General features: G+C 71.5%; 18 protein-coding genes. 1 reads left to right on the top strand and 17 read right to left on the bottom strand.

Going from position 1 to position 21,571, the window contains the following annotated elements; all coding sequences use genetic code 11:
- Window positions 1-57: 57 nt before the first annotated feature.
- From VKA29_RS03830 to VKA29_RS03850, 5 genes are all read right to left on the bottom strand, one after another.
- On the bottom strand, window positions 58-1,644 hold the full coding sequence (locus VKA29_RS03830; RefSeq protein ID WP_324783713.1) for a Na+/H+ antiporter: 1,587 nt from the start codon (window positions 1,642-1,644) through the stop codon (window positions 58-60).
- An 87-nt stretch (window positions 1,645-1,731) separates the two neighbouring features.
- Window positions 1,732-2,202 carry a GNAT family N-acetyltransferase gene (locus VKA29_RS03835; RefSeq protein ID WP_324783714.1) on the bottom strand — a complete coding sequence of 157 codons (471 nt, stop codon included), beginning with the start codon at window positions 2,200-2,202 and terminating at the stop codon, window positions 1,732-1,734.
- Window positions 2,199-3,143: an RluA family pseudouridine synthase gene (locus tag VKA29_RS03840; protein WP_324783715.1), complete on the bottom strand. Its 945-nt coding sequence runs from the start codon at window positions 3,141-3,143 to the stop codon at window positions 2,199-2,201. Before VKA29_RS03840 ends, VKA29_RS03835 begins: the two co-directional genes overlap by 4 nt.
- Before the next feature lie 69 nt (window positions 3,144-3,212).
- Window positions 3,213-3,788 carry a signal peptidase II gene (lspA, locus tag VKA29_RS03845; protein WP_324783716.1) on the bottom strand — a complete coding sequence of 192 codons (576 nt, stop codon included), beginning with the start codon at window positions 3,786-3,788 and terminating at the stop codon, window positions 3,213-3,215.
- Between the two features lie 59 nt (window positions 3,789-3,847).
- The gene (locus VKA29_RS03850; protein WP_324783717.1) at window positions 3,848-4,783 is read right to left on the bottom strand and encodes a TraR/DksA family transcriptional regulator; all 936 of its coding nucleotides are present in this window, start codon (window positions 4,781-4,783) and stop codon (window positions 3,848-3,850) included.
- Between the two features lie 609 nt (window positions 4,784-5,392).
- On the opposite strand from VKA29_RS03850, the gene ileS reads away from it, so the two are divergent.
- Window positions 5,393-8,536, top strand: coding sequence for an isoleucine--tRNA ligase (gene ileS / locus VKA29_RS03855; protein ID WP_324783718.1), 3,144 nt, complete (start codon window positions 5,393-5,395; stop codon window positions 8,534-8,536).
- A gap of 212 nt (window positions 8,537-8,748) precedes the next feature.
- Here ileS and VKA29_RS03860 read toward each other — a convergent pair whose 3' ends face one another.
- The 12 genes from VKA29_RS03860 to VKA29_RS03915 form a co-directional block, all read right to left on the bottom strand.
- Window positions 8,749-9,996, bottom strand: a complete 1,248-nt coding sequence (locus VKA29_RS03860; protein WP_324783719.1) for a DivIVA domain-containing protein — start codon at window positions 9,994-9,996, stop codon at window positions 8,749-8,751.
- Between the two features lie 53 nt (window positions 9,997-10,049).
- The gene (locus tag VKA29_RS03865) at window positions 10,050-10,334 is read right to left on the bottom strand and encodes a YggT family protein (protein WP_324783720.1); all 285 of its coding nucleotides are present in this window, start codon (window positions 10,332-10,334) and stop codon (window positions 10,050-10,052) included.
- A gap of 74 nt (window positions 10,335-10,408) precedes the next feature.
- Complete coding sequence (locus VKA29_RS03870) at window positions 10,409-11,050, bottom strand: cell division protein SepF (protein WP_324783721.1); 642 nt, start codon at window positions 11,048-11,050, stop codon at window positions 10,409-10,411.
- A gap of 128 nt (window positions 11,051-11,178) precedes the next feature.
- The gene (locus tag VKA29_RS03875; protein WP_324783722.1) at window positions 11,179-11,898 is read right to left on the bottom strand and encodes a YggS family pyridoxal phosphate-dependent enzyme; all 720 of its coding nucleotides are present in this window, start codon (window positions 11,896-11,898) and stop codon (window positions 11,179-11,181) included.
- Window positions 11,899-11,904: 6 nt separating this feature from the next.
- Window positions 11,905-12,633, bottom strand: coding sequence for a peptidoglycan editing factor PgeF (gene pgeF / locus VKA29_RS03880; protein ID WP_324783723.1), 729 nt, complete (start codon window positions 12,631-12,633; stop codon window positions 11,905-11,907).
- A gap of 10 nt (window positions 12,634-12,643) precedes the next feature.
- Window positions 12,644-13,840, bottom strand: a complete 1,197-nt coding sequence (gene ftsZ, locus VKA29_RS03885; protein WP_324783724.1) for a cell division protein FtsZ — start codon at window positions 13,838-13,840, stop codon at window positions 12,644-12,646.
- Between the two features lie 289 nt (window positions 13,841-14,129).
- Window positions 14,130-14,924 carry a cell division protein FtsQ/DivIB gene (locus VKA29_RS03890; RefSeq protein WP_324783725.1) on the bottom strand — a complete coding sequence of 265 codons (795 nt, stop codon included), beginning with the start codon at window positions 14,922-14,924 and terminating at the stop codon, window positions 14,130-14,132.
- A 105-nt stretch (window positions 14,925-15,029) separates the two neighbouring features.
- On the bottom strand, window positions 15,030-16,124 hold the full coding sequence (gene murG / locus VKA29_RS03895; RefSeq protein WP_324783726.1) for an undecaprenyldiphospho-muramoylpentapeptide beta-N-acetylglucosaminyltransferase: 1,095 nt from the start codon (window positions 16,122-16,124) through the stop codon (window positions 15,030-15,032).
- Window positions 16,125-16,130: 6 nt separating this feature from the next.
- Window positions 16,131-17,495, bottom strand: coding sequence for a putative lipid II flippase FtsW (ftsW, locus tag VKA29_RS03900; protein ID WP_324783727.1), 1,365 nt, complete (start codon window positions 17,493-17,495; stop codon window positions 16,131-16,133).
- 184 nt (window positions 17,496-17,679) lie between these two features.
- A complete protein-coding gene (murD, locus tag VKA29_RS03905; protein ID WP_324783728.1) occupies window positions 17,680-19,104 on the bottom strand; it encodes a UDP-N-acetylmuramoyl-L-alanine--D-glutamate ligase in 1,425 nt (474 codons plus the stop codon).
- Window positions 19,086-20,156 (bottom strand): phospho-N-acetylmuramoyl-pentapeptide-transferase, encoded by a 1,071-nt coding sequence (mraY, locus tag VKA29_RS03910; RefSeq protein WP_324783879.1) that lies wholly within the window; start codon window positions 20,154-20,156, stop codon window positions 19,086-19,088. The genes murD and mraY overlap by 19 nt, the downstream gene beginning before the upstream one ends.
- Entirely contained in the window at window positions 20,156-21,571 is a 1,416-nt protein-coding gene (locus tag VKA29_RS03915; protein WP_324783729.1) for a UDP-N-acetylmuramoyl-tripeptide--D-alanyl-D-alanine ligase, read from the bottom strand. Before VKA29_RS03915 ends, mraY begins: the two co-directional genes overlap by 1 nt.

Raw genomic sequence — 21,571 nt, forward strand, 5'->3', positions numbered from 1 at the left:
CGGACCGCCGACGGCGAGCACCGTCGCCGTCGGCCGCGCCGTGCCGCGCCCGCCGCCTCACCGCATGCTGCGCACGTCGAGGTGGCGCAGCACCCGGTCCACCACCTCCGGATCGGCCCCCGGCTCGTTGCGCGCCGCCAGCACCTCGTGCCGCGCCGCGCTCAGCATCTCGTTCTGGATGCGCCGCACGCGCTTCAGCCGCCGTACCCGCATCTCGTGGTCCTCGCGCCGTTCGTCCTCCCCGATCTCCGGGCTGATGCGCAGCCCGATGTCGAAGGCCCGCCGCTGCATCTGCTCGGACAGCTCGTCCGGCAACTCCTCCACCTGCTCGATCTCCCGCAGCCGCCGCTTCGCCGCCTTCGCCGCCCGGGTCGCGAGCGCCTTCTCGAAGTCCTTCTCGCGCTCGGTGTCGGCACGCACTCCGAGCCGCTTCACCAGCCACGGCAGCGTCAGCCCCTGGAGCACCAGGGTCGCCATGATCACCCCGAAGGCGATGAACACGATCTCGTCTCGGTCCGGAAAGGGCGAGCCGTCGTCGGTCGTCAGCGGGATCGCCAGCGCCAGCGCCACGGAGGCCACGCCGCGCATCCCGGACCACCACATGACGACGGTCTCCCGCCAGCTCGCCGGGATGTCCTCGTCATGGTCCCGCCGGGCGTGCAGCCGTTTGGTGAGCCAGGTGGCCGGCAGCAGCCAGGCCAGCCGCACCAGCACCACGACGGCCACGACCGCCCCCGCCCAGCCGAGCATCTCGGCCCAGCGCCCGGACGCCGTCCGGATCGCGTTGTGCAGTTCCAGTCCGATCAGCCCGAACGCCACACCGGTGACGAGCGTGTCGACGATGTTCCAGAAGGTGTGCCCGGCGAGCCGGATCATCACGTCGTCGGCGTCGGTGGCGTACTCGGCGAGGAACAGCGCGGTGGTCAGCACGGCGAGCACGCCCGAGCCGTGCAGCTCCTCCGCGAGCACGTAGGAGGCGTACGGCACCAGCAGCGTGAGCCCGATCTGCAGGGTGGCGTCGCCCAGCAGGTCCAGCAGTCTGTTGGCGCCCCAGCCGAGCGCCAGCCCCACCACGACGGCCACGACGGCGGACAGCACCAGGTCCATACCGGCCCGCCAGGCCGAGAAGGAGCCGGTGACCACGGCGGTGATCGCGACGTGGTACAGCACGATCGCCGTCACGTCGTTGAACAGGCCCTCGCCCTCCAGGATGGACACCAGCCGGCGCGGCAGCCCCAGCTGTCCCGCGACCGCGGTCGCCGCGACCGGGTCGGGCGGCGCGACCAGCGCGCCGAGCGCGAAGGCGGCGGCGACCGGCAGCCCCGGCACGATCGCGCCGGCCACGGCGGCCACCGCGGCCATGGTGACGAACACCAGCGCCACGGCCAGCAGGAAGATCGGCCGCCGGTTGGCCGCGAACTGCCGCCAGGACGTCCGCCGCACCGCCGCGTACAGCAGGGGCGGCAGCAGCAGCGGCAGGATCAGCTCGGGCCGCACGTCGACGTTCGGGACGAAGTCGAGCACGGCGAGGACGACCCCGAGCAGCGTCATCAGCACCGGCGCCGGCAGACCGAACCGGTCTCCGACGGGGACGCTCACCAGGGCCCCGAGCAAGAGCACGAACAACAGGGCCAGTTGGTCCACGGTCAGCGCTCCGGGCGGGTCGACGGACGGACGGCGGATCTCCAGCCTGCCACGCCGCCGCCGCGACCAGCGATTTCGGCCTCCCGGCTACACCGGGCGCCGCATCGCCCGGTGCGGTATCCCCGCCTCCGGGTACACGGGTCCGTACGCCCGGTAACCCAGCCGCTCGTAGAACCCCAGGGCGTGGGTCTGCGCGTGCAGGTCCACCGCGGCCAGCCCGCGCGCGCGTGCGGCCTCCTCGACGGCCCGCACCAGCGCGGCGCCGACGCCCAGTCCGCGCGCCCGGGCGGCCACGGCGAGCCGCCCCAGGGACCCGACCGACGGGTCGCCGCCGGTCTTCGACGCGGCCGCCTCGCCGTACAGCAGCCGTCCCGTGCCGAGCGCGATCCCGTCCTCGCGCACCGCCAGCAGGTGCACGGCCACGGCGTCGTACTCGTCGTACTCCAGGTCCTCGGGCACGCCCTGCTCGCGGACGAAGACCTCCGTGCGCAGGGCGAAGCAGGCCTCGCGGTCCGCGGCGTCCTCGGCGACCCGGACCTCGTACGACGGCAGACTCACCGGTAGGTCTCCTCGCGGACCTGGTCCAGGGCGCTCTGCAGGTCGGCCGGGTAGTCACAGGCGAACTCGACCCACTGCCCGTCCCCGGGGTGCTCGAAGCCGAGGCGCACGGCGTGCAGCCACTGCCGGGTCAGGTGCAGCCGCTTGGCGAGGGTCGGGTCGGCGCCGTAGGTGAGGTCGCCGACGCAGGGGTGGCGGTGGGCGGCCATGTGGACGCGGATCTGGTGGGTGCGGCCGGTCTCCAGCTTGACGTCGAGGAGGGAGGCCGCGCGGAACGCCTCGATGAGGTCGTAGTGCGTGACGGAGGGCTTGCCGTCGGCCGTGACCGCCCACTTGTAGTCGTGCTGGGGGTGGCGGCCGATGGGCGCGTCGATGGTGCCGCTGGTGGGATCGGGGTGCCCCTGCACCAGCGTGTGGTAGCGCTTGTCGACCGTGCGCTCCTTGAACTGGCGCTTGAGCGAGGTGTACGCGTACTCCGACTTGGCGACCACCATGAGGCCCGAGGTGCCCACGTCGAGGCGGTGCACGATGCCCTGGCGCTCGGCGGCGCCGGAGGTGGAGATGCGGTACCCGGCCGCGGCCAGCCCGCCGATGACCGTCGGCCCGGTCCAGCCCGGCGACGGGTGCGCGGCCACGCCCACCGGCTTGACGATCACGACCACGTCCTCGTCGTCGTGCACGATCTCCATGCCCTCGACCGGCTCCGCGACGACCTGTACGGGGGCGGACGCCTGCGGCATCTCGACCTCGAGCCAGGCGCCGCCGTGCACCCGCTCCGACTTGCCGACGACCGCGCCGTCGACCAGCACCTTGCCCGCCCCGGCCAGTTCCGCCGCCTTGGTGCGGGAGAAGCCGAACATGCGGGAGATGGCGGCGTCGACGCGCTCGCCCTCCAGGCCGTCGGGCACGGGCAGGGTACGGATCTCGGGAATCGTGCTCACCCGTCGAGTATGCCGGACGGGCGGGACGGTCCCGTACGCGCGCTCAGTCCTTGCGGCCCGTACGCGCGCTCAGTCCTTGTGGACGGTCCCGTCCGGGTCGAGGCCCCGGAAGGACAGCAGCACGATCAGGATGCCGCCGCACACGATCGCCGAGTCGGCCAGGTTGAAGACGGCGAAGCCCTTGGGCGCGATGAAGTCGACGACCGCGCCCTCGAAGATCCCCGGCGAGCGGAAGATCCGGTCGGTGAGGTTGCCGAGCGCGCCCCCCAGCAGCAGGCCGAGCGCGACCGCCCACGGCAGGCTGTAGAGCTTGCGGGCGAGGCGCGCGATCACCACGATCACGGCCGCCGCGATCACCGTGAAGATCACCGTGAAGGCCTCGCCGAAGCCGAAGGCCGCGCCCGCGTTGCGGATCGCCTCGAACTTCAGCCAGTCACCGGCGACCTCGATCGGCGGGTGGTGCTCCAGCTTGGCCACCACGAGCAGCTTGCTGCCCAGATCGAGCAGGTACGCCAGGGCGGCCACCGCGAACAGCACGGCGATCCGGCGCCCGCCCCGGGGCCGGGCGGTCCCGTCCTGCTCCGGCCCGGTCCCCGCCGCCTCCGGGGTGTCCGGCGTACCGATGATGCGCTCCGCCTCTGCCACGTGAGTCCCTCGCCTAGTACCTGACTGAGGACGAGGGTACGGCACGTCCCCCGGCGTCCTCAGTACCGGCGTTCCTGCTTCTGCTTGCACTCCACGCACAGCGTGGCCCTCGGGAACGCCTGCATCCTCGCCTTGCCGATGGGGTTGCCGCAGTTCTCGCACAGGCCGTAGGTGCCCGCTTCGAGCCTCTCCAGCGCTCGGTCGGTCTGGATGAGCATCTCGCGCGCGTTGGCCGCGAGGGCCAGCTCGTGCTCGCGCGTGATGTTCTTGGTGCCGGTGTCCGCCTGGTCGTCGCCGGCACCGTCCCCGGAGTCCCGCATCAGGCCCACGAGGGCGGCTTCCGAGGAGCTGATCTCGGCGCGCAGCCGGGCGTCCTCGGACAGCAGCTCCGTGCGGGCCGCCTCGACCTCCTCCGGGGTCCAGGGGTCCTCGCCGGGCCGTACCGCGAGCTCGCCCGGCTCCACCGTGGCGATCCGTGCCTCGGGCAGGCCGGTCGTCGCCGCCGTGGCTGTGCCAGGGGTCTTCTTCGCAACCACTGTCGTGGCTCCCGTCTGCCGCGCGGCCTCGGCCGCGCCCGCCGTTTCGGCCGTGCTCTTCCCGGCCGTGCTCTTGTCGGCCTTGCTCTTGTCGGCCTTGCTCTTGTCGGCCGTGGCCGTCGTGGTCGCGCTCCCGGCGCCCGCGTGCTTCCCGGCCGCGCCCTTCCTGGTGGCGGCCTCGGCGGCCGCGCTCCGCTCGGCCGCGCCCTTCTCGGCGGCCTTCTTCGCCACGGACTTCTCCGTGGCCTTCGTCACGGACCGCTTCGCCGGCTTCTTCGTGGCGTCCTTCCCCGCCACCGCCCGTTTCGCGGGAGCCGCCCCGGCGGCCGGCTTCGCCGTACGCGCCGTGGCACCCGCCCGCCCGCTCTTCGCCCCGCTCACGTCCTCGGCCGCACCGCCGGAGGCACGTGTGGAGCTGCCGGACGCCGGCTGCTGTACGGCGGTCTTCTTCGCCACCATGGCCGCGTCCTTTCACCTACGTGATCCGGTTCGCGAATCGTGCTCGGACGATAAATCGACTTGTGTCCCGCGGCAACGGGGCACACCGCCCGATTCGCCCGGCTCGCACACGCGCACGGCGAGCCTGCATCCGTTGTGCCCAGCTCCCCGCCGGGTAATCCGCCGAGACGCGGGTCCCGGATCGCGGACCGGCCCGCAGGCCCCCGTTCGGGTCGCCCCCGCCCCCGCGGCCCGCCCCCTGCCCGGTGCCGGAAAACCGGTCGGCCGCCGTCCCCGCGGCGCCGTACACTGGGCGCAGCGAAAAGCGTGGATGGGGACGAGTAGCGGCGTACGCAGCCCAGAGCGACCCGGGGACGGTGGGAGCCCGGGGGCGAGCGCGGCGTGAAGATCACCCCGGAGCCGCCGGAAGAACGCCCGACGGGTCAGTAGAACCGGCATCGCGACCCCAATGAGGGGGCTCTCCGGCGTGCGGAACGCGCCGGGGGCCAAGGAGGGTGGTACCGCGGGAGCACGCCGAGACCGGCGTGGACGGCGTGCGGCACGTACGCGCAGTCGTCGCTCTCGTCCCTCCGGACGGAAGGCAGCAAGTCCGCCGGAGGAAGCTCGCTGATGACAACGCCGACGTACCGCCAGGTGCCCGCCCAGGTCGACCTGCCCGCGCTCGAGCACGCGGTGCTCGAATTCTGGCGCGAGCAGAAGATCTTCGCCAAGACCCTGGAGCAGTCCGAGGGCCGCCCCGAGTGGGTGTTCTACGAGGGCCCGCCCACCGCGAACGGCATGCCGGGCGCCCACCACATCGAGGCGCGCGTCTTCAAGGACGTCTTCCCCCGCTTCCGCACCATGCGCGGCTACCACGTGGCCCGCAAGGCCGGCTGGGACTGCCACGGCCTGCCGGTGGAGCTGGCGGTCGAGAAGGAGCTGGGCTTCTCCGGCAAGCCGGACATCGAGGCGTACGGGATCGCCGAGTTCAACGCGAAGTGCCGCGAGTCGGTGACCCGGCACACCGACGCCTTCACCGAGCTGACGACCCGCATGGGCTACTGGGTCGACCTCGACGACGCCTACCGCACCATGGACCCGGAGTACATCGACTCCGTCTGGTGGTCGCTGAAGGAGATCTTCACCAAGGGGCTGCTGGTCCAGGACCACCGCGTCGCCCCCTGGTGCCCGCGCTGCGGCACCGGCCTGTCCGACCACGAGCTGGCGCAGGGCTACGAGACGGTAGTGGACCCGTCCGTGTACGTCCGCTTCCCGCTCACCTCCGGCCCGCTGGCCGGCGAGGCCGCGCTGCTCGTCTGGACGACCACCCCCTGGACCCTGGTGTCCAACACCGCGGTCGCCGCGCACCCGGAGGTCACCTACGTCGTCGCCACCGACGGCGAGGAGAAGCTCGTCGTCGCCGAGCCGCTGCTCGGCAAGGCGCTCGGCGAGGGCTGGGAGAGCACCGGGCAGACCTTCACCGGCGCCGAGATGGAGCGCTGGACGTACCGGCGTCCGTTCGAGTTCGTGGAGTTCACGGAACCGGCCCACTACGTGGTCAACGCCGAGTACGTCACCACCGAGGACGGTACGGGTCTGGTCCACCAGTCCCCCGCCTTCGGTGAGGACGACCTCAAGGTCTGCCGCGCCTACGGCCTGCCCGTGGTGAACCCGGTCCGCCCGGACGGCACCTTCGACGAGAGCGTCCCGCTGGTGGGGGGCGTCTTCTTCAAGAAGGCCGACGAGAAGCTCACGGAGGACCTGGCCGGCCGCGGCCTGCTGTTCAAGCACATCCCGTACGAGCACAGCTACCCGCACTGCTGGCGCTGCCACACCGCGCTCCTCTACTACGCGCAGCCGTCCTGGTACATCCGCACGACGGCGATCAAGGACAGCCTGCTGCGGGAGAACGAGAACACCAACTGGTTCCCGGACACGGTCAAGCACGGCCGGTACGGCGACTGGCTGAACAACAACATCGACTGGGCACTGTCCCGCAACCGCTACTGGGGCACCCCGCTGCCGATCTGGCGGTGCGAGGACGACCACCTCACCTGCGTCGGCTCCCGCGCGGAACTCACCGAGCTGACCGGCACCGACCAGTCGGACCTGGACCCGCACCGCCCGTTCATCGACGACGTCGCCTTCGCCTGCCCCAAGGACTCCTGCGGCAAGACCGCCACGCGCGTGCCGGAGGTCATCGACGCCTGGTACGACTCGGGTTCGATGCCGTTCGCGCAGTGGGGCTACCCGTACAAGAACAAGGAGCTGTTCGAGAGCCGCTACCCGGCGCAGTTCATCTCCGAGGCCATCGACCAGACCCGCGGCTGGTTCTACACGCTGATGGCGGTCGGCACGCTGGTCTTCGACAAGTCGTCGTACGAGAACGTCGTGTGCCTGGGCCACATCCTCGCCGAGGACGGCCGCAAGATGTCCAAGCACCTGGGCAACATCCTGCAGCCGATCCCGCTGATGGACCGGCACGGCGCCGACGCGGTCCGCTGGTTCATGGCGGCCGGCGGCTCCCCGTGGTCGGCCCGCCGCGTGGGCCACGGCACGATCCAGGAGGTGGTCCGCAAGACCCTCCTGACCTACTGGAACACGGTCGCCTTCCAGGCCCTGTACGCCCGCACCTCCGACTGGGCGCCGTCCGAGGCGGACCCGGCCCCCGCCGACCGGCCCCTGCTGGACCGCTGGCTGCTGTCCGAACTGCACGCGCTGACCGACCAGGTGACCCAGTCCCTGGAGGCCTACGACACCCAGCGGGCCGGCAAGCTGCTGTCTGCGTTCGTCGACGACCTGTCGAACTGGTACGTGCGCCGCTCCCGCCGCCGCTTCTGGCAGGGCGACAAGGCCGCGCTGCGCACCCTGCACGAGGTCGTCGAGACGGTCACCAGGCTGATGGCGCCGCTGACCCCGTTCATCACCGAGCGGGTGTGGCAGGACCTGGTCGTGCCGGTCACGCCCGGCGCCCCGGAGTCCGTCCACCTGGCGTCCTGGCCCGAGGCGGACCTGTCGGCCATCGACCCGGAGCTGTCGAAGCAGATGGTCCTGGTCCGCCGCCTCGTCGAACTGGGCCGCGCCACGCGCGCGGAGTCGGGCGTCAAGACCCGCCAGCCGCTGTCCCGCGCGCTGGTGGCGGCCGCGGGCTTCGAGACCCTCCACCCCGAACTGCACGCGCAGATCACCGAGGAGCTGAACGTCAGCGCCCTCGCGACGCTGTCCGAGGTCGGCGGCTCCCTGGTGGACACCACCGCCAAGGCCAACTTCCGCGCCCTGGGCAAGCGGTTCGGCAAGCGGGTGCAGGACGTGGCGAAGGCCATCGCGAACGCCGACGCGGCCGCGCTGTCCCTCGCCCTGCGCGAGGGCACGGCCGCGGTGGAGGTCGACGGCGAGACCGTCGCTCTCGCCCCCGACGAGGTCATCATCACCGAGACCCCGCGCGAGGGCTGGTCGGTGGCCTCCGACGCGGGCGCCACGGTCGCCCTGGACCTGGAGATCACGGAGGAGCTGCGCCGGGCGGGTCTCGCCCGTGACGCGATCCGCCTCATCCAGGAGGCCCGCAAGAACAGCGGTCTTGACGTGGCCGACCGCATCGCCCTGCGCTGGACGTCCACCGACCCCGCGGTGATCGCGGCCCTGTCCGAGCACGCGGCCCTGATCGCCGACGAGGTCCTGGCCACGGACTTCGCCCAGGGCGAGGCGGACGACTCCTACGGCGACCCGTTCACCGACGAGGGCCTGTCCCTCACCTTCCGCCTGCGCAAGGCGTAACCGCCCGGCGCCCGAGGACCCGGTCTCCCCCGCGGGGGCCGGGCCCTCGGGACAGCGGACCGGCGACACGGCTCCCGTCGGCACAACCGGCCTCGCGGCACGGCTCCCGTCGGTGCGGGGATCGACACGCGTAACAGGGCGGGGCCCCGGATCAGATCCGGGGCCCCGCCCTGTTGAACGCTTGCCGACGCCTACGGCGTGCTACGCGGCCGTCAGTTGTCGTCCTCGTCGATGAGGAAGCCGCGCATCGGCGAGGGGGCCTGCCCCATCGGCGACGGGCCCTGCGGGCGGACCGGCGCCATCGGCTGGGTCATCGCCGGGGACATCTGCTGCTGGCCGCCGTAGGACGGAGCAGCGGGGCTCGGCGCGCCGCCCATGCCCGGGTTGCCGCCGCCGTACGACGGGGCGCTCGCGCCGGCCGGGGCCATGGAGGGCGCCGGGGACGGCGGCAGGGAGGCCGTGGCCGGAGTGCGCGGCGGGGCCAGGGAGTCGTCGGCCTGGGTCTCCAGCTGGCGCAGCTGCGACTCGAGGTACGACTTCAGGCGCGTGCGGTACTCGCGCTCGAAGCCGCGCAGGTCCTCGACCTTGCGCTCCAGCGTGGCGCGGGCGGACTCCAGGGAGCCCATCGCGACGCGGTGCTTCTCCTGCGCGTCCCGCTCCAGCGCGTCGGCCTTGGCACGGGCGTCACGCTCCAGACCCTCGGCGCGGCTGCGGGCCTCGCCGACGATCTTGTTGGCCTCGCTGCGGGCCTCGGCGATCGCCTGGTCGGCGGTCTGCTGGGCCAGCGAGAGGACACGGGCGGCGCTGTCGCCGCCGGGGCCCTGTCCGTGGCCGCCCATCGGGCCGCCCATGGGACCGCCCATCGGGCCGCCCATCTGCTGCATGGGGGGCTGACCACCCATCGGACCCTGGCCCATGCCCGGACCCTGGCCCATGCCCGGACCCTGCCCCATGCCCGGACCCTGGCCCATGGGGCCGGGACCCTGACCCATCGGGCCGGGACCCTGCGGACCGCCCTGACCGCCGGGACCGGCGGGCAGCTGCGGTGCACCGCTCGGCAGCTGGGGCGGGCCACCCATGGGGCCACCCATCTGCTGCTGCGGCGGGCCCGATATCCCGGCGGGCACCGGAGCGCCGGGTCCTCGCATGCCCTGCTGCGGCATCCCCTGCTGCGGCATGCCACCCTGCTGCGGCATGCCCTGTTGCTGGGGCATACCCTGCTGCTGATCCTGCGGACCGCCGGGACCCTCCGGGGGCTTGCGCATGTTCTGCTGGTTCTGAGCAGCGGCACGCGTGGCCGCGGCCAGTTTGGCGCGCAGGTCCTCGTTCTCGCGGAGCAGACGGGTCAGTTCGGCTTCGACCTCGTCGAGGAAGGCATCGACCTCGTCCTCGTCATAGCCTTCTCGGAGGCGGACGGTCGTGAACTGCTTGTTCCGCACGTCCTCGGGGGTCAACGGCATCTCTTCACCTCAACGTAGTCGTCGGCATTCGGCAAGACGGTAGGTCACATCGCTCACAGCCGGCTCACGATCGAGATCAGGATGTAGACGATGATCATCAGTACGAAGAAGGACAGGTCGAGCGCCACGCCCCCGAGACGCAACGGCGGGATCACCCGCCGCAGAAGCTTGAGCGGTGGATCAGTGACAGTGTAGGTGGCCTCCAGAACGACCACCATCGCCTTGCCGGGTTGCCACGAGCGGGCGAACTGGAAGACGTAGTCCATGACCAACCGGAAGATGAGCACGATGAGGAAGCACATCAGCGCGATGTAGACGACATCCAGGACCACGCCCATGTTCGGTGCTTCCCTCTCCCCTGTTTCCGTGCTGCTCGGTACTGCTCGTGTACTGCTGTTTCCGGTTGTGCGTCTCAGCTCTGGTTGAAGAACCCGCCCTCTGCGATGCGGGCCTTGTCCTCCGCCGTGACATCGACGTTAGCAGGCGACAACAGGAACACCTTCTGCGTCACCCGCTCGATGCTGCCGTGAAGACCAAACACCAAACCGGCCGCAAAGTCGACAAGTCGCTTCGCGTCTGTGTCGTCCATCTCAGTCAGATTCATGATCACCGGGGTGCCCTCACGGAAGTGTTCCCCGATGGTACGGGCCTCGTTGTAGGTCCGCGGGTGCAGCGTGGTGATCCGGTAAGGCTCTCGTTCCGACACGACCTTGGGCATGATCACCGGTGCGTTCTTCTCCAGACTTGCGCGTTCTTGTGTGATGGACGCCACGGGCGCGATGCGCGCCGGGCGGCCGGATTCCGCGGACAGCGAAGCGGACCGGGCGACCGGCTCACGCGGCGCGGGCGGCTGGACGATGCGGACTTCTTCGTCCCTCTGGGACTGGTGTGCGCCGTGTGACGGGAGTGACGGCTCGTGCCGCCGGTGCTCCCGTTCGGGCTCGGGGTCGAGTTCGGGCTCGAAATCGTCATCGGGGTCGAATCCCCGGCCGTCGTACCCATCGTCCTCCACGAGGCCGAGGTAGACCGCCATCTTGCGCATCGCGCCGGCCATGCTCTGAGTCCTCCGCTCTGTGGTGGATCGGCTGACGACCGCCAAGTGCCCGCGATCCACGAGGTCTTTACACCGCCTTTCGGCGGCATTGACCATATTTTCTGCTGTGGTCCGACTTCCTGGCGACGTTACCCGAGCCCGGAGCGGACTCCGAGTACCGCGGTGCCGATGCGCACATGTGTCGCTCCGGCCGCCACCGCGTGTTCGAGGTCCGCGCTCATCCCTGCCGAGACCATGTTCGCAGCCGGATGGCTCCGGCGCAGGTCGGTCGACAAATCCATCAACCGCCCGAACGCCGCCTGTTGACGCCCCGCGTACTCGCCGGTGAGCGGAGCGACGGTCATCAGTCCGTCGAGCCGCAGTCCGGGAGAGCCGGCGACCAGATCGGCCAACTCCGCGACTCCGCCGGGCGCCACTCCGCCGCGCTCCCCCCGCTCGCTCGCCCCCGCGTCGAGGGCGACCTGGATGAGGCACCCCACCTCGCGCCCGGCCCGCACGGCCTCCTTCGACAGGGCCGTCACCAGCCGGGAACGATCGACGGACTGCACCACATCCGCATAACCGACCACGGAACGCACTTTATTGGTCTGCAACTGACCCACGAAGTGCCACACCAGGGGCAGGTCCGAACAAGCGGCCGCCTTCGGCGCCGCGTCCTGGTCCCGGTTCTCGGCCACGTGCCGTACACCGAGTTCCGACAGAATCCTCACATCGCTCGCCGGATAGGTCTTGGTGACCACGATCAGGGTCACCTCCTCCCGTCCGCGGCCCGCGGCCGCGCAGGCGTCGGCGATGCGCTGTTCCACCCTCGCCAGGTTCGCGGCGAGTTCATCCTTACGGTCCGTCATGCCCCATCAGTCCAGCCAGACATATCCCGCGAGTCGCCCCGTGGCTCGCTCGCGGCGGTACGAGAAGTGATCACCCGACTCCAGCGTGCACACCGGCGACTGCTCCCGGTCGTGCACCCCGAGCCGGTCGAGCTGCGCGTGCACTCCGGCGGTCACGTCGACCGCGGGAGTGCCCCAGCTCGTCTCGGCGTACGCCGCCGGCTCGACGGCGGTCACGTCGGCACGCATCGCCTCCGGCACCTCGTAGCACCGTCCGCAGACGGCCGGCCCGGTGCGGGCGACGATCCGGGACGGCTCGGCGCCCAGCTCGGCCATGGCCCGTACGGCGGCCGGGACGACCCCGGCGACCAGGCCGGGCCGGCCCGCGTGGGCCGCGGCGGCGACGCCGGCGACCGGGTCGGCGAGCAGTACGGGCGTGCAGTCGGCGGTGAGGACGGCGAGGGCCAGTCCGCGGCGGGCGGTGACGATCGCGTCGACCTCCGGCACGGGCCGCTCGCCCCATGGTCCGTCGACCACCGCCACGTCCGCCCCGTGCACCTGGTTCATCCAGACCACCCGGGCCGGATCGAGGCCGAGCGACTTGGCGGCCAGCTCCCGGTTGGTCCTCACGGCCTCGGGGTCGTCGCCGACCGCTCCGCCGAGGTTGAGCTCCTCGTACGGAACGGCGCTCACCCCGCCCCACCGGTCGGTGAAGGCGAAGTGCGCGCCGTTCGCGATGTCGCGCTGTGTGGTCACGTCTGAAGGATCACTTGAGGAAGTCCGGTACGTCCAGTTCCTCTGCCGCGCTGTCCGAGTAGGACCGCGACGGTGGAACGGGCGGGGCGACCGGGATGTCGGCGACCGGCTCGGGAACCGGCTCCGGCTCCTCCTTCGGCGTCACGCTGCCGAGCGAGCCGAACGACGGACGGCTCTCGGGCTGCCGTACCGGAGTCGGCTCCTCGCGGCGGGCCGGGGCCGAGGACGAGCCGAGGACGGTGTCCCGGCGGGCCGGCGGCTGGCCCCCGTCGAAGCCGGCCGCGATCACCGTGACCCGGACCTCGTCGCCGAGGGCGTCGTCGATGACCGCGCCGAAGATGATGTTCGCCTCGGGGTGGGCGGCCTCGCTCACCAGCTGGGCGGCCTCATTGATCTCGAACAGGCCGAGGTCGGAGCCGCCCGAGATGGACAGCAGCACGCCCCGGGCACCGTCGATGGACGCCTCCAGCAGCGGGGAGGAGATCGCCATCTCGGCCGCGGCCACCGCACGGTCGTCGCCGCGGGCCGAGCCGATGCCCATCAGGGCCGATCCGGCCTCCGACATGACCGACTTGACGTCGGCGAAGTCGAGGTTGATCAGACCGGGCGTGGTGATCAGGTCGGTGATGCCCTGCACGCCGGACAGCAGCACCTGGTCGGCGGACTTGAACGCGTCGAGCACGCTGACCTGGCGGTCCGAGATGGACAGCAGCCGGTCGTTGGGGATGACGATGAGGGTGTCCACCTCTTCGCGGAGTTCCGCGATGCCGTCCTCGGCCTGGTTGGCGCGGCGGCGGCCCTCGAAGGTGAACGGGCGCGTGACCACGCCGATGGTGAGGGCGCCCAGGGAGCGGGCGATGTTGGCCACGACGGGCGCGCCGCCGGTGCCGGTGCCGCCGCCTTCACCGGCCGTCACGAAGACCATGTCGGCCCCCTTGAGGACCTCCTCGATCTCCTCGCGGTGGTCCTCGGCGGCCTTGCGGCCGACGGCCGGGTTGGCTCCGGCGCCGAGTCCGCGGGTGAGTTCGCGGCCGACGTCGAGTTTGACGTCGGCGTCGCTCATCAACAGCGCCTGCGCGTCGGTGTTGATGGCGATGAACTCGACGCCCTTGAGACCGACCTCGATCATCCGGTTGATGGCATTGACACCACCGCCGCCGACACCGATGACTTTGATGACTGCGAGGTAGTTCTGCGGTGCTGCCACGTCGAAGGCCTCTCGCCTCGAGTTACGTGTCGGCGGATCGACGCGACGCAGCTGCGCCTCGCGATCCGACGACTGATGCCGAATGGGACGGTCCGTTTCGCCGACCCGAACCCTAACGTTGAAGTTTAGGGTTACCAGTGTGACTGTTCGCTGGAGTCTTCCGAACAGGACACTAAGTCGACAAGTGGCGCGCGTTCAACGAACACGCCGAACCTCCCGTTTTTCTTTTCACCCTATGTGATCAGGCACAGCGCTGCCCAACCAGGGTGCTGGCCTGCGCGGATGTGCGTCAACTCCGCGATGAGGCGGGGGCGCTGGGAACGCTGACGTCGAAGTGCCGGGCGCCGGGCGACGCTTTCATGAGGGCGACCAGCGTGCGGGCCTTCGCGGCGCCCCTCTCGCCGCTCCCCCAGGCGACGGTGCGGCCGTCGCCCAACTCCAGCGAGATGTCGTCGTAGGAACGCACGTCGACCGTGCGGGTGCCGCGCGCGACGGCGGCCGGGAGGGCGTCGGCGACCCGGACCGCCTCCCGCACCAGCCGTTTCCCGTCGAAGCGCCGCAGGCTCGCGGCCGCCGAACCGGGGCGGGACAGGTGCAATTCGAGCGCGGGAACGCCTTTCGGGGCCCGGGAGACCGTGGCGAAACGGACTCCCTCCGCGTCCACTTCGACGAACTTTCCGCCCTTTCGGACAATCAGCACCGGGGTGCGCTCGATTACTTTCAGCCCGATTTCGTGCGGCCAGGAACGGACCACCTCGACGGTGCCGACGCGCGGCAGTTCCCGGCGCAGCCGCGCCTCGACGTCCGCGGTGTCCACGGAGATCAGCGGCGCCCCTTCCGGGACGTCGGCGGCCGCGCGCACCTGAGCGGGCGTCAGCACCGCCGTCCCGGAGACGGTCACCTGCCGCACGCGCAGCCAGGGCGAGCCGTACAGCAGCCAGAGCGTGGCGGCGCCGAGGACGACGGCCGCGCCGGCGACGGCGACGAGCGTACGGCGCCGGCCGGGCCGGAATCGCCCGACCAGGAGCGCAGCGGACGACTCCTGCTGGCGTTCACCGCGTTCGGCGGTGGTCGATCCGGCCACGCACACTCCCTTTCCCTGGCTCGGTCCTCCCCCGGGCGCATCCGGCCCGGGGGAGGACCACCGGGGCGCCTCAGCCCGCGCCCCTCCGGCTCGCTCGCCGGTGTGTCACCGGCGCGGATGCGAGGCGATCGCCTCGTACACCATGCCGACGAGCAGGTCGTCGGCGTCCCGGCGGCCGAACTCGGCGGCGGCACGGGACATCTCGTACAGCCGGTGCGGGTCGGCGAGCACGGGCAGCACGTTCTCGCGCACCCAGTCGGGCGTCAGTTCCGCGTCGTCGACCAGGAGTCCGCCGCCGGCCTTGACCACCGGCTGGGCGTTCAGCCGCTGTTCGCCGTTGCCGATGGGCAGCGGGACGTAGGCGGCCGGAAGTCCGACGGCGGAGAGCTCGGCGACGGTCATCGCGCCCGCACGGCAGAGCATCATGTCGGCCGCGGCGTACGCGAGGTCCATCCGGTCCAGGTAACTTACCGGGATGTACGGGGGCATTCCCGGCATCTGCTGCACCTGTGGCAGTTCGTTCTTCGGACCCACCGCGTGCAGGATCTGGATGCCGGCCTGCTGGAGCCACGGGGCGACCTGCTGGACGACCTCGTTGAGGCGGCGGGCGCCCTGCGAGCCGCCGGAGACCAGCAGCGTGGGCAGGTTGGGGTCGAGGCCGAACACCGCGCGGGCCTCGGGGCGGACCGCGGCCCGGTCGAGGGTGGCGATGGAGTGGCGCAGCGGGATGCCGATGTAGCGCGCGTTGCGCAGCTTGCTGTCGGGAGTGGCGACGGCGACCTGGGCCGCGTAGCGCGAGCCGATCTTGTTGGCCAGGCCCGGGCGGGCGTTGGCCTCGTGGATCACGATCGGCACGCCGAGGCGCTTGGCCGCCAGGTAGCCCGGCAGCGCGACGTACCCGCCGAAGCCGACGACGACGTCCGCCTTGGTGCGCTCCAGGATCTGCTCGGTCGCCTTGATGGTGCCGCGCAGCCGGCCCGGGACGGTGATCAGCTCGGGCGTGGGCTTGCGGGGCAGCGGTACGGCGGGGATCAGCGCGAGCTCGTAGCCCCGCTGCGGAACGAGCGTGGTCTCCAGGCCGCGCTCGGTGCCCAGGGCCGTGATCCCCACGGCCGGGTCCTGCCTGCGCAGGGCGTCCGCGAGGGCGAGCGCGGGCTCGATGTGGCCGGCGGTCCCCCCACCGGCGAGTACGACATGCACCGAAATTCACCGCTCTCCGGACGTGCGCGCCGCCGAGGCACGCCGTCGCATCGTGTTCCATCTCCGAGGCCCCCGTGCCGGCACGGCGCCTCCCGCCCGCTTTCTACCAAAGCGAGGTTGCCGCATCGAAAGCGCCGCCCGCGCAGCGGGCTCGTCACGCGCGAACGCGATCAGCAGCCCGATGGCGAACATGGTCGGCAGCAGGGCGGATCCCCCGTAGGAGAACAGCGGGAGGGGGACGCCGGCGATCGGCAGCAGGCCGAGCACCGCACCGATGTTGATCACCGCCTGCGCGATGATCCAGGTGGTCACGCCTCCCGCGGCATACCTCACGAAGGGGTCCTCCGTGCGTCCGGCCACGCGGATACCCGCATAGCCTAGAGCCGCGAAGAGGGCGAGCACCGACAGCGTCCCCGCCAGGCCCAGTTCCTCACCGGTGACGGCGAAGATGAAGTCCGTGTGCGCTTCCGGGAGTTGACCCCATTTTTCCACACTCGCGCCGAGCCCCGACCCGAAGATTCCACCGGAGGCGAGGGCGTAGATGCCGTGCACGGCCTGCCAGCAGTCGACCGGCCCGGACTGCGGTTCGGTGGCGCCGATGCAGGACAGGCGGGCCATGCGGTTGGGGCTGGTCCTGATGAGGACCACCCCGATCGTGGCCGCGACCGACAGCACCCCGACGAACAGCCGGGTCGGCGCGCCGGCCAGCCACAGCAGGCCGAACAGGATCGCGGTCAGGATGATCGCCGTGCCCATGTCGCCGCCGAGCATGATCAGCCCCAGCAGCAGGAAGGCGACCGGGACCAGTGGCACCAGCATGTGCTTCCACTGCGTCAGCAGTTTCCGGTCCTGCTTGCGGGCGAGCAGGTCGGCGCCCCAGAGCACCAGGGCGAGTTTGCCGAACTCGCTGGGCTGGAGCTGGAAGGGGCCGCCGACGGAGATCCAGTTCCGGTTGCCGTTGACCGACATCCCTATCCCCGGGACCTGCACCAGGGCCATCAGGAACACCGCTCCGGCGAGGATCGGGTAGGCCAGCGCCCGGTGCAGGGTGACCGGCATGCGGGAGGCGGCCAGCAGCAGCACCCCGCCGATGGCGGCGGCGAGGAGTTGCTTGCGGAAGAAGTACGAGCCCGGCAGGGACATCTGCAACGCGGTGACCTGGGACGCCGAGTAGACCATCACCAGCCCCAGCACCGTGATCAGCATGCTGCCGCCGAGGATCAGGTAGTAGGCGGTCAGCGGCCGGTCCCAGGCGCGCCGGGCCCTGGCGTACAGGCGGCGCACGGGGTTGTCGCGGGGCGGCCGGGAGGCGGCGGGGCGCCGGACGGCCCGCTGGACGGGCGGGCGCCCGCCGGTGCGGCTACCGGGCACGGCGGGCTCCCGGACGGCCGTCGGCGGACCGCGGCGCGGGAGTCCCCGCGCCGCCCTCCTCCGGCACCGCGGCCCGCCGCCGCTCCGCACCGCCGGCGGACGACCGCCGGCCCCACCCGGGCCACATCCGAGTCACGCGTCCCTCCAAGGGTCCCGAGGCACCCGCCGTGGCCGAGGCCGGTCGTCAGGTGCCCGCGCCGAGTTCGCGAACCGCCTCCGCGAACGCGTCACCGCGCTTGTTGTAGTTGGCGAACATGTCCATGGAGGCGCAGGCGGGGGCCAGCAGGACCGTGTCGCCCCGGACGGCGAGCCGACCGGCCTCCTGGACAGCCTGGAGCATCGCCCCAGTGTCGGTCCGGTCGAGGTCGACGACGGGTACTTCGGGGGCGTGTCGCGCCAGGGCGTCCCGGATCAGGGCGCGGTCCGCGCCGATGAGCACCACGCCGCGAAGTCGCTTTGCCGACTTGGCGACGAGTTCGTCGAAGGTGGCGCCCTTGGCGAGTCCGCCCGCGATCCAGACGATGGACTCGTACGCCGCCAACGAGGCTTCCGCGGCATGGGTGTTGGTGGCCTTGGAGTCGTCGACGTACGCGACCCCGTCCACGTCGGCCACGTGCGCGATGCGGTGGGCGTCCGGCGTGAAGGCCCTCAGGCCGTCCCGCACCGCCCTGGCGGGGACGCCGAAGGCGCGCGCCAGGGCCGCCGCGGCAAGGGCGTTGGCGATGTTGTGCGGGGCCGGCGGACGGACGTCGGAGACCTCGGCGAGCTCCTGGGCGTTCTTGTGCCGGTTCTCGACGAAGGCGCGGTCGACCAGGATGCCCTCCACGACGCCGAGTTGGGACGGGCCGGGGGTGCCCAGCGTGAAGCCGACCGCCCGGCAGCCCTCCTCGACGTCCGCCGCGCGCACCAGGTCCTCGGTGGCCTTGTCGGCGACGTTGTAGACGCAGGCGACCCGGTTGCCCTCGTAGATGCGGCCCTTGTCGGCGGCGTACGCCTCCATGGAGCCGTGCCAGTCGAGGTGGTCGGGGGCGAGGTTGAGCACGGCGGCGGAGTGGGCGCGCAGCGAGGGCGCCCAGTGCAGCTGGTAGCTCGACAGCTCCACGGCCAGGACGTCGTACGGCTCGTCGCCGAGCACCGCGTCGAGCAGCGAGACGCCGATGTTGCCGACGGCCGCGGTGCGCAGGCCGGCCGCCTTCAGGATCGACGCCAGCATCTGGACCGTCGTGGTCTTGCCGTTGGTGCCGGTGACCGCGAGCCAGGGGGCGGCGTCCGGCCCGCGCAGCCGCCAGGCCAGCTCGACGTCGCCCCAGATCTCGACGCCGGCCGCGCGGGCCGCGGTGAACAGCGGCTTGTCCGGCTTCCAGCCGGGCGCGGTGACGACGAGTTGCGTGGAGTCGGGCAGGGTCGCGCCGTCACCGAGGCGGACGGTGACGCCGAGCGCCTCCAGCTCCGCGGCCTGCTCACGCGCGCGTGCGTCGTCGCCGTCGTTGACGACGGTGACCTTCGCGCCGAGCCCGTGCAGCACCTTGGCCGCCGGGATGCCGGAGACGCCGAGCCCGGCGACGGTGACGTGCTTGCCCTGCCAGTCGGTCACTTGTCCGCTGCCCATCCCGCGTAGAAGAGGCCCAGTCCGACGATGACGCAGATGCCCTGGATGATCCAGAAACGGACCACCACGAGGACTTCGGACCAGCCCTTGAGTTCGAAGTGGTGCTGGAGCGGGGCCATCCGGAAGACGCGCTTGCCGGTGAGCCGGAAGGAGCCGACCTGGATGACCACCGACATGGTGATGAGGACGAACAGGCCGCCCATGATGGCCACCAGCAGCTCCGTGCGGGAGAGGATGGCCAGGCCGGTGAGGACGCCGCCGAGGGCGAGCGAGCCGGTGTCGCCCATGAAGATCTTGGCGGGCGAGGTGTTCCACCACAGGAAGCCCAGGCAGGCACCCATCAGCGCGGAGGCGACGACGGCCAGGTCCAGCGGGTCGCGCACCTCGTAGCAGGCGCCCGGGTTGGTGAGCGTGGTGGCGTTGGCGCAGGACTCCTGGAACTGCCACACGCCGATGAAGGTGTAGGCGCCGAAGACGAGGACCGAGGCGCCGGTGGCCAGGCCGTCCAGACCGTCGGTCAGGTTCACGCCGTTGGACATCGCCAGGATCATGAACAGTGCCCAGACGACGAACAGCACCGGGCCGATGGACCAGCCGAAGTCGGTGATGAACGACAGCTTCGTGGACGCCGGGGTGTTGCCGCGCGAGTCGGCGAACATCAGCGACAGCACCGCGAAGGCGATGCCGACGATCAGCTGGCCGGCCATCTTCGCCTTGGCCCGCAGACCCAGCGAACGCCGCTTGACGATCTTGATGTAGTCGTCGAGGAAGCCGACCAGTCCCATGCCGAACATCAGCCCCAGGACCAGCAGTCCGGAGTAGGTCGGGGGGTAGCCGGTGATGACCTTGCTCAGGAAGTACGCGGCGATCGTCGCCAGGATGAAGGCGATGCCGCCCATCGTCGGCGTACCGCGCTTGCTGGCGTGCTCGCGCGGGCCGTCGTCGCGGATGTACTGGCCGTAGCCCTTGCGGGCCAGCAGCTTGATCAGCAGCGGGGTGCCGATCAGGGTGAGGAAGAGACCGATGACACCCGCGAACAGGATCTGCTTCATCATCGGGCCGCGACCTCACCCTCGGTACCGGTCGCGAGCAGCGCCTGGGCGACGCTCTCCAGACCGACCGAACGGGACGCCTTCACGAGTACGACGTCCCCCGGGCGCAACTCGCTGCGCAACAGGTCGACCGCCGCCTGTGCGTCGGACACGTGCACCGACTCCTCACCCCACGAACCCTCGTTATATGCGCCCAGTTGCAGCCAGGACGCTTCCCTGCCCCCGACCGCGACGAGCTTGCTGACGTTGAGCCGGACGGCGAGCCGCCCGACCGCGTCGTGCTCGGCGAGCGCCTCGTCCCCGAGCTCGGCCATCTTGCCGAGCACCGCCCAGGTCCGCCGTCCCCGGCCCATGGCGGCCAGCGCGCGCAGCGCGGCCCGCATGGACTCCGGGTTGGCGTTGTAGGCGTCGTTGACGACGGTCACGCCGTCCGGGCGCTCGGTGACCTCCATCCGCCAGCGGGAGAGGGAGTCCGCCTCGGAGAGCGCGGTGGCGATCTCTTCCGCGGACATGCCCAGCTCATGGGCGACGGCGGCCGCGGCGAGCGCGTTCGACACGTGGTGCTCACCGTACAGGCGCATGGTCACATCGCTTGCACCGGAGGGTGTGCGAAGCCTGAAGGCGGGCTGTCCGCTGTCCGTGAGTCGCACGTTCTCGGCACGTACGTCCGCTTCATCGGATTCTCCGAAAAAGAGCACCTTCGCCTTGGTTCGGGACGCCATGGCGCGCACGAGGGGGTCGTCGGCGTTGAGGATCGCGGTGCCGCCCTCGTCCGCCGGGGGCAGGCTCTCGACGAGTTCGCCCTTGGCCTGGGCGATCTGCTCGCGGCCGCCGAACTCGCCGATGTGGGCGGTGCCGACGTTGAGCACCAGGCCGACCCTGGGGGGCGTCAGGCCGGTGAGGTACCGGATGTGGCCGATGCCGCGGGCGCCCATCTCCAGCACCAGGAACTTCGTCTCCTCGGTGGCGCTGAGGGCGGTGAGCGGCAGCCCGATCTCGTTGTTGAGCGAGCCCGGGGTGAACACCGTCGGCGCCTTGCGCCGCAGCACCTGGGCGATCAGGTCCTTGGTGCTGGTCTTGCCGGCCGAGCCGGTGAGGGCCACGAGGGTCGCGCCGAGGCGTCGTACGACGTGCCGCGCGAGGGCGCCGAGGGCCGCCTGGACGTCGTCGACGACGATCGCGGGGACGCCGACGGGGCGCGAGCCCAGCACGGCCACCGCGCCCGCCTCGACCACCTGCCGGGCGAAGTCGTGGCCGTCCGCGCGCTCGCCGACGAAGGCGACGAACAGGCTCCCGGGCTGCACCTCCCGGGAGTCCCGGACGACCGAGGCGGTCACCAGGACGGACGGGTCCGGTATGTCGTGTGTCTGCCCGCCGACGACTTCTGCGATCTCGGCGAGGGAGAGGGCGATCAC

The sequence above is a fragment of the Streptomyces sp. H51 genome (assembly GCF_035656535.1).
GTDB lineage: Bacteria > Actinomycetota > Actinomycetes > Streptomycetales > Streptomycetaceae > Streptomyces.

Coding starts and splice junctions, on each gene's coding strand:
- VKA29_RS03850 (WP_324783717.1), bottom strand. CDS start 4,783: ATGGTGGCGAAGAAGACCGCCGTACAGCAGCCGGCGTCCGGCAGCTCC.
- ileS (WP_324783718.1), top strand. CDS start 5,393: ATGACAACGCCGACGTACCGCCAGGTGCCCGCCCAGGTCGACCTGCCC.
- VKA29_RS03860 (WP_324783719.1), bottom strand. CDS start 9,996: ATGCCGTTGACCCCCGAGGACGTGCGGAACAAGCAGTTCACGACCGTC.
- VKA29_RS03865 (WP_324783720.1), bottom strand. CDS start 10,334: ATGGGCGTGGTCCTGGATGTCGTCTACATCGCGCTGATGTGCTTCCTC.
- VKA29_RS03870 (WP_324783721.1), bottom strand. CDS start 11,050: ATGGCCGGCGCGATGCGCAAGATGGCGGTCTACCTCGGCCTCGTGGAG.
- VKA29_RS03875 (WP_324783722.1), bottom strand. CDS start 11,898: ATGACGGACCGTAAGGATGAACTCGCCGCGAACCTGGCGAGGGTGGAA.
- murD (WP_324783728.1), bottom strand. CDS start 19,104: ATGGGCAGCGGACAAGTGACCGACTGGCAGGGCAAGCACGTCACCGTC.
- mraY (WP_324783879.1), bottom strand. CDS start 20,156: ATGAAGCAGATCCTGTTCGCGGGTGTCATCGGTCTCTTCCTCACCCTG.